Genomic DNA, 12,332 nt, shown 5'->3' with positions numbered 1-12,332 from the left:
CATTCTCCTTAAAATTCGCGATCAGGTACAGCGGCGGTTGGCAGATGAACGACGACTCGCGTTCCCGCATTGTCCTGGTTGGGTCCGATCGAGAACTTTGCAGAAATCAGCCGGGCTCTTGTCTTCATGTTGTTGATACCACCGCCCGCGCGACGGCGCGTTTTTAGACCGCAGCCGTCATCCACGACTTCTATTGAGATGCCGTCGATCTGTTCCAGCAAGCGTACGACAATGTTATTTGCACGAGCGTGGCGAATAACATTGTTGATCGCTTCCTGGGTGATGCGGAAGAGAGCGATAGAAACGGTCTGATCCAACTGATCGATAACACCATTCGTCTCGTCGACCAGTTGCTGCCGAAGCCCGGAGCCACTGTCACGGATGGAGCGGTCCAGATGATTTTCTATAGCTTGGCTGAAACCAAAAAGCTGAAGAACCGAGGGTTTTGCCTCTTCTATAATTTGCCGCAGATCCTGCATGCTGTGCTGCAAACTTCGCGCAACCGATTCAAGTTCGTCACCGGACACGACCTGTTCGCCAGCCAGACGCTCTAACCAGCGCGCCAAGCGGGTGAGATCGGCCAATGTCTGATCATGCAAGTCCATGCCAATGCGTTGGCGCTCGCGCTCCAATGCCTCCGTAAGGTTCAGAGCACCGAGACGCAGGGCCTCTTCCCGGACCCTTGCTTCAGCCTCCACGATCGCTGATTTTTGCGCTTGATCGGCAGCACGCAACGCAAAGAAATAGGCAGATAAAAGATCGGCGATGGATCGCGCATTGTCGACGTCTTCCATTGTATAGAAGTGTTTTTGATGGGAAGAACAGCTCAACGCTCCGATAATATCCCCTTCAACTTTGAGAGGGAGGTGGATGCGACTTCGTAACCCCTGTTCGAAGGCGGGTTGAATGAATGCGCCCTTGAAATTAAATCGTGCATCCGTCAGTGCGTCGTCGGTCAGCATAAAGGGCACCTCACCCCACAAGAGGGCGCGGATAGGGCTTTGGGAGACAAGTGCAGGCGGATGAGTTCCCCATGCCGTTTCCAGTCCGGTCTCATAGGCTGTGTGGTATTTTCCTCCATGCATAATAATGCAGACATCAAGATGATCGTGCGGGATGATATGAGCGATCTCTACTGCCACCGCGCGAATCGCGGAATGAAACTCCAGCTGACCCGCCAGCAACCGCGAAATTCCGATATAGTGATCAAGCAGTGCCGCTGGTGCCATCTTCAACATTCTGCATTCCCTCCCGAAAATGTATTCCTCCGTGGCCCACCGGCTATAGCGAACACCATATTCACTTACATAAAGCGCCAAGTCATATGAACTCGTCTTGCGTGATCCCGCATCTTTTTCGGCATATCCCGCAAAATGCCTGCCGTAAAACGCCTATACAAGCCCGACAACGTAACTCATCTTGCAGGATCAAAGGGAGAAGAATTCGACAGGAGGAGTTTCGATCAGAAGAAACGCTGATCGGGATCTGTTCGAAGAACTAGCTTAATCTGGGGAGAGAGAAATGAAAACTACCAATGTTCTTTTGGCGACGATAGCGCTCGTATGTACTGCAGTGCCAAATCTGGCAATTGCAGATACCTCGGCCAAGAAAATTGCCTTGTCAAACAATTATGCCGGCAATTCCTGGCGGCAGGCCATGCTGACGAGCTGGGCGAAAGTTGCTGGTGACGCGGCCAAAAGCGGTGTTGTTGCTGCAGCTGATCCATTCACGACTGCCGAAAATCAGGCGACGGAGCAAGCAGCACAAATTCAAAACATGATCTTGCAGGGCTACGATGCCATCGTCATCAATGCAGCATCACCCACGGCACTAAATGGTGCCGTCAAGGAGGCATGTGATGCTGGCATCACGGTGGTTTCCTTCGATGGTATCGTAACGGAGCCGTGCGCCTGGCGCATTGCGGTAGACTTCAAGGAAATGGGTCGCAAGCAGGTCGAGTACCTTGCCAGTAAAATACCCAATGGCGGCAATCTCCTGGAAATTCGTGGTCTCGCTGGGGTTTCTGTCGATGATGAAATTTCAGCCGGGATTCACGAGGGTGTCAAACAATTCCCGAAATTCAAAATCGTTGGATCGGTGCATGGAGACTGGGCGCAGGATGTAGCCCAGCGTGCTGTTGCCGGTATTCTTCCAAGCCTGCCTGAGATCGTCGGTGTTGTCACACAAGGTGGCGACGGTTATGGAGCGGCGCAGGCATTCGAGGCCGCTAAACGCCCTACGCCTGTGATTGTCATGGGCAATCGCCAGGATGAGCTTGTCTGGTGGAAAAAACAAAAGGATGCTGGCAATTATGAAACCATGTCGGTGTCGATTGCGCCCGGTGTGTCGACATTGGCATTCTGGGTCGCGCAGCAGATACTCGATGGTAAAGAAGTCAAGAAGGAATTGACCGTACCGTTCCTCCAAATAGATCAAGACGATCTGGAAGCCAGCTTGAAAACGACCCAAGAGGGCGGTGTCGCCAATGTGGAGTATTCGCTTGAGGACGCGCAAAAGGTAATTGCGTCAACCAAATAGATTTCGTCATACGATAAAACTAGCTCTGCCTGATTTTTATATCAGGCCGAGCCTTTCGCAGTATTGAGGATTTTGCCGCGTGACGAATACTAGACCGCAAGACGCTGTGATAGAAGTGAGGGATGCCAGAGTAAGCTTTGGTGCAGTCAAAGCCCTTGATGGTGTAACGCTTGCAATTCAGCCCGGTGAATGCGTTGGGCTGGTCGGCCATAACGGCGCGGGAAAATCCACCATCGTCAATGTCATTAATGGCGGTCTCACGCCGCATGAAGGACGCGTTGCGCTTGGCGGTAAGTTTATTGAAAAATATAATGTCAAGGTGGCCCGAGATCATGGGGTACGTTGCGTCTTTCAGGAACTGTCGCTTTGCCCCAACTTAACCGTTACCGAAAATACCCGTATCATGCATCGGAGCCTCGCAGGTTGGGGCTGGCGGAAAAAAGCAAGTGCTGTCGTTCGCGCAAAGCTTGATGAGATTTTCCCTGGCCACCGCATTCCCGTTGGGGCGCTTGTTGGCGATTTGACCATTGCGGAAAGACAGATGGTGGAAATCGCTACGGCTTTTTCCGAAGTGATTCAAAAGGTAAGGCTTATTATACTGGATGAACCCACGTCATCTCTTGACGCAGGGCTTGCCGCGCAATTGTTGGCATTCGTGCGCGCATTTGTCAAAACCGGTGGTTCGGTCATTTTCATATCGCATATCCTCGGCGAAATACTTTCAACCTGCGACCGGATCGTCGTTATGAAGGATGGCAAGGTGGTTGCAGCCAGACCGTCAGAAGGATGCACGGAACATAGTTTGGTCGAATCCATGGGCAGCGTGGTAAAAGGACCGTCCGCAAGGTCCATTCGAGACATCAACACCGGCGAACCTGTCCTTTCAGCGGCAAGGCGCGCAGGCAAAGGATTGCCACTCAAGGCGCATAGGGGCGAAATCATCGGATTGGCGGGCCTTGGCGGCCACGGCCAGACCGAAACTCTAATCGATATTTATCTCAAGCAGAGCGGCAATTGGGTGCGTGAGCGAGCACCAAAGGTCGCTTTTATCGCTGGGGACCGCCGCCTCAACGGTGTATTTCCTTTATGGAGCATCATCAAGAATATGTCGATCGGTCATCTGCCAGACCTTTCAACAAAGGGTTTCATCCGACGGCAGGACGAAGCTAAGCTCGTCGAAAATTGGAAATCCAAGATCGAAATACGCACCAAAAATGTGGAAAACGGCATCCTGTCGCTATCGGGAGGTAACCAGCAAAAGGTGCTGTTTGCCCGTGCTCTTGCGACACGGGCGGACGCGGTGTTGATGGATGATCCGACTCGCGGTGTCGATATCGGGACCAAGCAGGAAGTCTATTCAATCTTGCGATCGGAAGCGGACAAGGGACGTACCTTCATATGGTATTCCACTGAGATGGATGAAATCTGTCTGTGTGACCGTGTTTACGTGTTCAACAGTGGTGTGATTGTTGCAGAATTGACCGGAGATCGGGTAACGGAGAAGAATATTCTTGCTGCGTCATTCAGGAGCGCGGCAGCATGACAAATTGGTTCACACGCGACGCCATTAGACTGCTGATTCCCGCGCTGTCGCTTACCCTTCTTCTACTTGTCATCTTTTACCTGCAGCCACGTGCAATGAGTTACAATGGATTAAATCTGTTGTTCAATCTTGCTGTGCCGATCGCGCTAGCCACGATTGCTCAGATGCTTATCATGACAGTCAACGACCTTGATCTTTCCATGGGCGCCTTTGTCAGTTTTGTGGCGTGCGTTGTGGCTACGTTTCTTAATACAAACCCTTTTCTCGGTATTGCCATCCTGGCCGCAGCGATTCTTGCCTATGCCGCTCTTGGTGTTCTCATTCATGTGAGAAACCTTCCTTCTATCGTGGTTACGCTTGGCATGAGCTTTGTTTGGGGTGGGTTAGCAGTTCTGATTCTGCCTGCGCCTGGTGGACAGTCACCGGTTTGGTTGCGGGCATTGATGGTTTCCAAACCGCCTTTGGTGCCCTTGGCAATTATCGCCAGTATTCTCGTTGCTGTTTGCACCCATTTTCTCATTATGCGCTCCTCACTCGGTGTGGTCTTGCGCGGGGTGGGCGGCAATTTTCGTTCCGTTGAAAGGGCAGGTTGGTCCATTGTACGCGCTCGCGCCATTATCTATGCGCTTGCAGCCTTCTTTGCCATTCTTGCCGGCTCGGCGCTCGTGGGTCTTACAACCTCAGCCGACGCCAATATTGCCCTGCGATATACATTGCTCTCAATCGCTGGCGTTATTTTGGGCGGAGGCGAGTTCGTCGGTGGCAGGGTCTCTCCAATCGGGGCCGTTATTGGCGCGCTGACGTTAACACTGGCTGGTTCATTCCTGTCTTTTCTCAGAATATCGTCGGACTGGCAGATTGGCGCGCAAGGCATGATCCTGATTATTGTTCTGGCCCTTCGATTGTTGTTCAACCGGCTTGAACGGCGAGGAAAATCCGCATGATTTCGATTAAGCTCTTGCTGGAAAAGCCATGGATATGGTCCTTCGTCGCAGCGGCAATCGTCTGGTTTGTCACTATCATGTTCACTGGTGGAGCAAGCGCATATGGGCTCTCGCAAGCCGCGCTTACCTTCGCGGCATTTTCAATTATCGTCGGCATCGGCCAGATGTTTGTCATCACGCTCGGACCAGGCAATATTGATCTCAGCGTCCCGGCAACGATGACACTTTCAGGTACGATTGCATTAAAGCTCATGGGCGGCGCGGATTCCATGGTGGTGCCGGGTTTGCTCGTCGCCGTTGCAATCGGTGTCGCTGTTGGCGTGGGCAATTATGGTCTGATCAAATTACTGCGTATTCCACCAATCATTGCTACGCTGTCGATGAGTTTTATTGTGCAGTCGACGGCAATCTGGGCCAATCGCGGACTGCGGATCAAACCACCAGCGATTCTTGCTGATTTTACCACATCCATGACGCTGGGTGTTCCCAACGTTGCCTGGATTGCGCTCGGTCTTTCCATCGTTGCCTATTGGCTTTTGCAGAAGTTGATTTACGGTCGGTGGGTTTCTGCCATCGGACAGAATATACTGGCGGCCCGCATGACCGGGATCCCGGTCGACGGCGTGCGCATTGTTACCTATGTTCTGTGCGCGGTTCTGGCCTCGGTATGTGGCTTCCTGCTAGCAAATTTTTCGGGTGGAGCCGCGCTCAATATGGGGTCGGAATATCTGCTGATGTCCATCGCCGTCGTCGTTATTGGTGGAACAGCAGTTGCTGGCGGAAACTCCAACGTTCCGGGCATATGGGGTGCCTCACTTTTCATGTTTCTCGTTGTTTCGATGCTCAACACCTACGGGTTTGACGCCGGCATTCGCCTGATCATGACCGGTATTATCATCATCGGCGTTATCGTTCTTGCCGGTGGCCACAACTCTGAACAACGTTAAAACTGGTGTACCTGGAATGATCAATACAGCGCTTTATGAAGTTCATGATCAACGCTTTACCAGCCTTATTGTAGGTAGTGCGGTGCTTGAGGAACTGTACTCATCTTGCCGTTGGGCTGAAGGGCCAGTCTGGTTCAATGATAGCAACAGCCTTTTATGGAGCGACATCCCGAACCAACAAATGTTGCGGTGGATTCCTGACGGTGGCGTTTCGGTTTTCCGGTCACCGTCCAATTTTACCAATGGCAATACACGGGACCGGGAAGGCCGCCTCATATCGTGCGAGCACGGCACGCGCCGTGTCACGCGCACGGAAGTGAACGGAACAATTACCGTTTTGGCCGACCGCTATCTCGGCAAGTGCCTTAATTCTCCCAATGATGTCGTTGTTCATTCGAATGGCTCTATATGGTTCAGCGACCCGACTTACGGAATACTCTCAGATTATGAGGGTTACAAATCTGAACCCGAACAATCGTCACGCAATGTTTATCGGCTCGATCCTGCGAGTGGTGACCTATCTGCCGTGGTGACAGATTTCCTCCAACCTAACGGTCTTGTTTTTTCGCCCGACGAAAGCTTGCTCTATGTGGCGGATTCCGGTGCAAGCCATACAGATGGCGCCCCAAGGCATATCCGCGTCTTCGATGTTGTGGACGGGAAGACCTTGAGCAACGGTCGCGTCTTTGCTCATATCGATAACGGCATTCCCGATGGCATCCGCGTTGATTTGAATGGGAATCTTTGGTCAAGCGCTGCTGATGGTGTTCACTGCTTTAGTAGTGACGGGACGCTGCTCGGCAAAATAAAGGTCCCACAGACAGTTTCAAACCTCACTTTCGGCGGGACAAAGCGTAATCGTTTGTTTATAACTGCAACGCAGTCGCTCTACTCAATCTATGTGACAACGACGGGCGCGCAACAGCCATAGCACGATTGAAATTGAAGATATTCAAACGGCGCTCTGAGCTGGATTTCGTTACTCCAAATCAGCAGGAGCGGTGGATCAATTTTACCGACCAACCGCACCTGACGTATGGATTCCTACTTGCCGCGTAACTCCTATTACAGGAGTAACTATCGCCGGTAGATATAGAAAATTCTGCTATTGATTCAGAATGGGGATACGATAGATCGCTCCATCACCCCACGTGGCCGTGAGCAAGGATGTACCGTCAGGTGCCACGACCAACCCGACCGGACTTCTCAGTCCATCGGCAACGACGCGTAATTTCCCTTCGGGCGATATTTCCTGAACGGTTGTTCCTCCATAGTCGACCACAAAGACACGGCCGGTCTTCGTCATTGCGATGCCAGGACCGGGTGCGCCCAAAGCCTTACCTGTTTGAATGCGGGAACCGTCCGGGCGCACGAGCGTGATGTCACCGTCGATGTTGGAAACAACATAGCCGCCGTCCGGTGTTTGAACGGCTCCCACCGGCGTTCGCAAGCCCTCGATGATGGGCTCCAGTCGACCGTCGTCATTCACCGCGAGTATTTGATTGGTACGGCGATTGGCAATTAGAAGCTGTCCTGATCTGTCGAAGCCGATTCCGGCTGGTGTCGCAAGGCCTGTTACATATGTGCTTCGTTCTCCCGCTGGCGTGAAACGATAGATCTCATTGCCGGAATAGGATGCAACATAGATAAATCCGTCGGGTGCGATCGTCAGCCCGGATGGACCGGAAATTCCATCAGCGAAGATTGTACGATTGCCGGCCGGGTCGACCCGGGAGACGCGTCCTGCTCCCCATTCTGCCACGAACAGGTTTCCTGTATCATCAAAAGCCATGCCGACTGGCGAACTGAACCCTTCCCAGAGCTTCACAGGTGCAGCTTTGTCTGCATAGGTGGAAGTTGCCGTTATCTGCAAAAGCAAAACAACTATGGCGAGAGGCGCCAAATAGCCAATTACAGAAGGGCGAATGAGCTTCATCATGCTGTGCGCTCCTGCGTTTTGGGGAAGCGTCGGGCGAATACTTCCTTGGCGGCGAACAACCCGTTAAGTGCTGCCGGGAAACCGGCATAGACGGCCATTTGCATGATGATTTCGGTAATTTCATCTCGGCTCAGTCCGACATTTAATCCGGCCTCGATGTGAACCTTCAATTGTGGATTGGCATTGCCCAGCGCCGTTAACGCGCCAATGGTGGCAATTTCGCGAGCGCGCAGATCAAGGCCAGGGCGGCTATATATGTCTCCGAAAGGAAATTCGAGAATATAGCGCGCAAAATCGGGGGCTATATCCGCCAAGGCAGCGATGACATTGTTTCCGGCTTCACCGTCGATCTCAGCGAGTGCGCGCTGTCCGCGTTCCAGTCGGCTTTCGCCGGCGTTCTGGGAGTGCTGTATCATGTTCCTTCATCCTCTGTTCCTTGCCGGCGTATCCGGCAATCTTGGTGTCGAGGATAAGAAGGCAGGCTTGGAGATCGGTAACGTGGACGCGAACGCGATCGCGATGCTGTTCCAACAGCTTGCAACGCTCCGCTTCTGTTTCGACACCCCGCTCCCGCAAAGCTGCGTAATGCAGCATGTCCCGGATCGTCATTCCAGTCATTTTCAAGCGACCAAGAAACTGAATCCAGATCAGGATTGTTGCGTCGTAGTCCCGTTGCTTCGATTGGTCTCTATCCGCATACGGAAGCAGCCCAATCCGCTCATAGTAACGGATAGTGTGGGTCGATAGTCCCGAACGCTTCGCCAGTTCGCCAATCTTCATTATTACCTTCTTCACCACGACGCATTGGAGGGTAGGGGTTAGAGTATACTCTAAGTCAAGCGACGAAATGAAGATTCGAAAACATTGCATTCAAACAATGATTCCAGCGCGATGTGAGCTTAGTCTCCGCCCCCGAGTCCGGGGTTTGTCTTTGCACCGGAGAGATATCTTTGGCTGAGAGCAGACCTGAGCGCGCCGGTCGTACGCGTCGTCCCTTGAGGAGGGGCGACCACGCACATACTATCTTCCGGCAGCGATTGAGAAAGATTTACCAGTATCGGCGTTCAGTTCAGCCTCTACGTTCTTTTTAATCGCAATGCTTTTGGTAGTCTTGGAGTCATCAGCCATTCTTGCGGCGCGTACATATCAAGGATATCGCTCATGCCCAATCCAATTGTTGTTGGTCTCTCCGGCAACTTCAACCGCCCTTCCAAAACAAGATTGCTCGTCACAAACACCGTCAATCGGATCAGTCGGCAATATGGCCTGGCGGCTGAAATTTACGACCTGATCGATCTGGGAGACTCTCTTGGATCCGCCCGCCATGTCAGCGAGCTCAGTTCTGAAGCCGGAAAAATTCTCGACAGAATTATAGCGGCTGATATCCTTGTGGTAGGCACACCGACCTATAAGGGCAGCTATGCCGGGCTCTTTAAACATTTCGTCGATTTACTCGAGCCGCTTGCCCTGAAAGGCAAGCCAGTAGTGCTTACGGCCACTGGTGGTAGCGATCGGCATGCGCTAATCGTCGAACACCAGCTGCGACCCTTGTTTGGTTTCTTTATGGCTCATACGCTTCCGACTGGCGTCTTTGCTGTCGATCGCGACTTCCTCAATCATGAGATCATTTCAGAACATATCCACGCGCGGATCGACCAAGCGGTTGAAGAAGCACGGCCTTTTATCGGCCAGTCAGTGGCCGTAACAACTCTCAGTGCGACGGGGTAGTTCTGAGCTTTCCCGTTTGAATGGAACACTGCATGGCGATCGTCGATCAATGGCCTGTTCGAGTGCGGGCCGTACGGCCATTACATTTTGTGATCGGGGTGCAATCGCGCAACGCATAACCTACCCTGTAATAAAAGCTGCCAACAGAAACACCCTGTTTGACTAGGTTTTGTTGCTGGATTTCAGTCAGTTTGTAAAATCGCTTGCTCAGAGAATCTTGCTCCAGTTCATGCCGTTTCAAGCTGATGAGGATCGCATTATTTCCCTGGAAATCTTTCGGCCGAAACCAATAATTGTACATCAGGCTATTTTTACCCAGGACGCCGCTGCCAACCGAACTTTTTATCGGGTCTTTTGACAGGCGATTATAGAAGGCGAGTTGGCTGGCAAGAAAGTATCTGTCCATGCCAATAAGGAGCACGGGTTTGCCGCTCTGATATTCAACCGCGTTTTGAATCAGTCCAACTTCATGCCCCAACTCCTGCCACGCTACGGGAAGGGTACGAATTGTCCCGATGGAATGGGTCGTGGGCAATCCGATAGCCAGGTAATGCAGGCCCAACCCATAGATGACGAATGTCGAAGCTACCGTGGGAGCCCACAATCGCCGTAGCGTCACTGCAAACCGAGATCCGTCAGTAGATGGTTTGACGATTGCAGCAGAGATTGCCGGCACGATCGCGAGCCAGACTGGCCCTGTCCAGTTTAACTTGACGCTGTGAAAGAGGCTGAATGCAATGAAGACTGAAAGCGGAACCAGCGTATATGCTAAAACGAAGAAAGACCTGCGGATACTTATCAAACCCTTGCTTTTAAATCGAAATTCAAGATTTATGAGGGTGAAAATTGTCGCAACCAGCCCGAACGGAGTGAGCAGGATTGCGACGCTGCCTATCAAGGCGGGAAATGAAAAATTATACGGGCTCTCCAGCCGCCGCGTGCTCTGGAAAGAGAAGGAAACCCATTCATTTGTCGCGTTCCAAATGATTACGGGTGAGAAGAGTAGCACAGCAATAGCTGCCGCGATGTAGGGCTCTGGTCGTCGCATCCAATGCCGAGAGACAACGTCCAGGCACAGGAAGGCGAGGGTGGCAGGTCCGAGCAGAACAATCGTGTATTTGGAGAGCATTCCAAGACCAACACAGGCACCTACGCCAAACCATGCGCCACGTTTGTTACCCAAAAAAGATCGCTCCAAGAAATAAAGCGCTCCAGCCCAGGCGGCCGTAAGAGGTGCGTCGGGCATCATCATGATGCCGGTTGAAAAGAAAAACGGTAGCGTTGATATGAGAAGTAAGCTGACGAGCGCGGCAGATTTTCCAAACAGATTTCGTGTCAATAGAAAGACAAAGGTAGCTGTTGCGATCCACGCAACATAAGCGCCGATGCGTACACCAAATTCGGTGTTGCCAAATAGACTCATGCCCAACCAGATCAACCAGGCGACCATTGGAGGATGATCGAGATATCCAATATCTAGGTGTTGCGCATAATTCCAATAATAAGCTTCTTCCGGGATGAGATCCACAACTCCGAGGAACGTCAGTCGAAGCATAAGGGCGTATCCCACAATGCCAATGGCGGCTACGCGCCATGAGATATCCGGCGCCAAACGGGATGTAGGGGATGGGTAAACAAAGAAAGCATTGCCGAGATAGTTTACAATTGCAGCAACTCCGATAGCGAGGATTAAACCGGCTAAAGGAGGCCAATCGAGGAGGTGAACGGCGCAGGCGATGATGCCGCCTCGTAGCGAGAAAGCCAGCAGGCAGATAGCCGCGAACCGGGCAAAGCGGGTCCAATCCTGCTTCACGCTTGGAGAAAAGGCCCAACGGGAATTGAGATTATAGTTGATAATTGCAGCGGCAGCGAAACTGATCGCGTGAGACTGGCCAAGACTAAAGCCGTAGGCAATCAAAACTTGGAACAGCAAGATATCTGCTGCGAACCCGATCAGCCCTACGCCTGCAAAACGCCCGGCGGTGCCAAACGAAATATTACCGCCTCCCAAGACCAGCAGACGGCGCATATAGCTGATCAAATGATTAAGGCCGATCTTCGATTGCCCTAAAGTTCGGTCATGGAAAATAATGGGTATCTCGCTAACGCGCAAAGTATGCCCGCCAGCTGCGATGACTTCCAGTCCGATTTTGAAACCCGTAGCGTCAGGATCTACCGCTAAAAGATGTTCCTTTCGAACCGCGAAAAATCCGGACATTGGATCGCTTAATTCGGTAATCGGCCAAGCTAATGCGCCGCCAAGACGTGATAAAAGCCGACGTGATCCGGGCCAGCCCGGCGTGGCTCCGCCGGACACATAACGGCTGCCGACAACCATATCGCTCGTGCCTGCTATAATTGGGCCGATCATATTGGCAATCTGATCTGGCGGGTGACTGAGATCAGCATCCATTACTACAATGATACTACCATTGGCCTGGCGTGATGCTGCCAATACGTCCCCCGCCAATCCTCGCATACCATCTCCGCAGATAAGCTTGACCGGATAGTCGGGCTCCCAAGCACGAACGCGCTCCAATGTCCCGTCTGTTGAACCGCCATCAGCGACAAGAATTTCATATATTGTATCCGCGGCAGGCTGGGAGGTAATCGCCGACAATATCAAGTCAATATTGTCGACTTCATTGAGTGTGGGAATGATAATAGAGACAGGTTGAATATGCTTCATGTTG

General features: G+C 52.1%; 11 protein-coding genes. 6 read left to right on the top strand and 5 right to left on the bottom strand.

What is annotated here, in order from left to right:
• Nucleotides 1–8: 8 nt before the first annotated feature.
• The gene (locus tag V9K95_RS17120; RefSeq protein WP_336441403.1) at nt 9–1,238 is read right to left on the bottom strand and encodes a GAF domain-containing sensor histidine kinase; all 1,230 of its coding nucleotides are present in this window, start codon (nt 1,236–1,238) and stop codon (nt 9–11) included.
• A 283-nt stretch (nt 1,239–1,521) separates the two neighbouring features.
• Here V9K95_RS17120 and V9K95_RS17115 point away from each other — a divergent pair, with 283 nt between their 5' ends.
• The 5 genes from V9K95_RS17115 (at nt 1,522) to V9K95_RS17095 (ending at nt 6,903) form a co-directional block, all read left to right on the top strand.
• Complete coding sequence (locus V9K95_RS17115; protein ID WP_336441404.1) at nt 1,522–2,538, top strand: ABC transporter substrate-binding protein; 1,017 nt, start codon at nt 1,522–1,524, stop codon at nt 2,536–2,538.
• 79 nt (nt 2,539–2,617) lie between these two features.
• Nucleotides 2,618–4,081: a sugar ABC transporter ATP-binding protein gene (locus tag V9K95_RS17110; protein ID WP_336441405.1), complete on the top strand. Its 1,464-nt coding sequence runs from the start codon at nt 2,618–2,620 to the stop codon at nt 4,079–4,081.
• Nucleotides 4,078–5,025: an ABC transporter permease gene (locus V9K95_RS17105; RefSeq protein ID WP_336441406.1), complete on the top strand. Its 948-nt coding sequence runs from the start codon at nt 4,078–4,080 to the stop codon at nt 5,023–5,025. The genes V9K95_RS17110 and V9K95_RS17105 overlap by 4 nt, the downstream gene beginning before the upstream one ends.
• Nucleotides 5,022–5,972 (top strand): ABC transporter permease subunit, encoded by a 951-nt coding sequence (locus tag V9K95_RS17100; protein ID WP_115054915.1) that lies wholly within the window; start codon nt 5,022–5,024, stop codon nt 5,970–5,972. Before V9K95_RS17105 ends, V9K95_RS17100 begins: the two co-directional genes overlap by 4 nt.
• Before the next feature lie 16 nt (nt 5,973–5,988).
• A complete protein-coding gene (locus tag V9K95_RS17095) occupies nt 5,989–6,903 on the top strand; it encodes an SMP-30/gluconolactonase/LRE family protein (RefSeq protein WP_336441407.1) in 915 nt (304 codons plus the stop codon).
• Between the two features lie 174 nt (nt 6,904–7,077).
• On the opposite strand, the gene V9K95_RS17090 is transcribed toward V9K95_RS17095, so the two are convergent.
• The 3 genes from V9K95_RS17090 to V9K95_RS17080 are packed head-to-tail and all read right to left on the bottom strand — an operon-like array spanning nt 7,078 to nt 8,691.
• Nucleotides 7,078–7,911, bottom strand: a complete 834-nt coding sequence (locus V9K95_RS17090; RefSeq protein WP_336441408.1) for an NHL repeat-containing protein — start codon at nt 7,909–7,911, stop codon at nt 7,078–7,080.
• Nucleotides 7,908–8,327: a carboxymuconolactone decarboxylase family protein gene (locus V9K95_RS17085; RefSeq protein WP_336441409.1), complete on the bottom strand. Its 420-nt coding sequence runs from the start codon at nt 8,325–8,327 to the stop codon at nt 7,908–7,910. The genes V9K95_RS17090 and V9K95_RS17085 overlap by 4 nt, the downstream gene beginning before the upstream one ends.
• Entirely contained in the window at nt 8,263–8,691 is a 429-nt protein-coding gene (locus V9K95_RS17080) for a MerR family transcriptional regulator (protein ID WP_336441410.1), read from the bottom strand. Before V9K95_RS17080 ends, V9K95_RS17085 begins: the two co-directional genes overlap by 65 nt.
• Nucleotides 8,692–9,072: 381 nt before the next feature.
• On the opposite strand from V9K95_RS17080, the gene msuE reads away from it, so the two are divergent.
• Nucleotides 9,073–9,639 (top strand): FMN reductase, encoded by a 567-nt coding sequence (gene msuE / locus V9K95_RS17075; protein ID WP_115054919.1) that lies wholly within the window; start codon nt 9,073–9,075, stop codon nt 9,637–9,639.
• A 46-nt stretch (nt 9,640–9,685) separates the two neighbouring features.
• Here msuE and V9K95_RS17070 read toward each other — a convergent pair whose 3' ends face one another.
• Nucleotides 9,686–12,328: a glycosyltransferase family 39 protein gene (locus V9K95_RS17070; RefSeq protein ID WP_336441411.1), complete on the bottom strand. Its 2,643-nt coding sequence runs from the start codon at nt 12,326–12,328 to the stop codon at nt 9,686–9,688.
• Nucleotides 12,329–12,332: the final 4 nt, after the last annotated feature.

The organism is Phyllobacterium sp. CCNWLW183 (genome assembly GCF_037203775.1).
Taxonomy (GTDB): domain Bacteria; phylum Pseudomonadota; class Alphaproteobacteria; order Rhizobiales; family Rhizobiaceae; genus Phyllobacterium; species Phyllobacterium ifriqiyense.
The sequence above is the reverse complement of the archived record's forward strand: the minus strand, read 5'-3'. Positions and strand labels throughout refer to the sequence as shown.

Excerpts from the sequence above, each read along its gene's own strand:
- V9K95_RS17120 (WP_336441403.1), bottom strand. The coding sequence starts at position 1,238 with ATGTTGAAGATGGCACCAGCGGCACTGCTTGATCACTATATCGGAATT.
- V9K95_RS17115 (WP_336441404.1), top strand. The coding sequence starts at position 1,522 with ATGAAAACTACCAATGTTCTTTTGGCGACGATAGCGCTCGTATGTACT.
- V9K95_RS17105 (WP_336441406.1), top strand. The coding sequence starts at position 4,078 with ATGACAAATTGGTTCACACGCGACGCCATTAGACTGCTGATTCCCGCG.
- V9K95_RS17100 (WP_115054915.1), top strand. The coding sequence starts at position 5,022 with ATGATTTCGATTAAGCTCTTGCTGGAAAAGCCATGGATATGGTCCTTC.
- V9K95_RS17095 (WP_336441407.1), top strand. The coding sequence starts at position 5,989 with ATGATCAATACAGCGCTTTATGAAGTTCATGATCAACGCTTTACCAGC.
- V9K95_RS17090 (WP_336441408.1), bottom strand. The coding sequence starts at position 7,911 with ATGATGAAGCTCATTCGCCCTTCTGTAATTGGCTATTTGGCGCCTCTC.
- V9K95_RS17085 (WP_336441409.1), bottom strand. The coding sequence starts at position 8,327 with ATGATACAGCACTCCCAGAACGCCGGCGAAAGCCGACTGGAACGCGGA.
- V9K95_RS17080 (WP_336441410.1), bottom strand. The coding sequence starts at position 8,691 with ATGAAGATTGGCGAACTGGCGAAGCGTTCGGGACTATCGACCCACACT.
- msuE (WP_115054919.1), top strand. The coding sequence starts at position 9,073 with ATGCCCAATCCAATTGTTGTTGGTCTCTCCGGCAACTTCAACCGCCCT.
- V9K95_RS17070 (WP_336441411.1), bottom strand. The coding sequence starts at position 12,328 with ATGAAGCATATTCAACCTGTCTCTATTATCATTCCCACACTCAATGAA.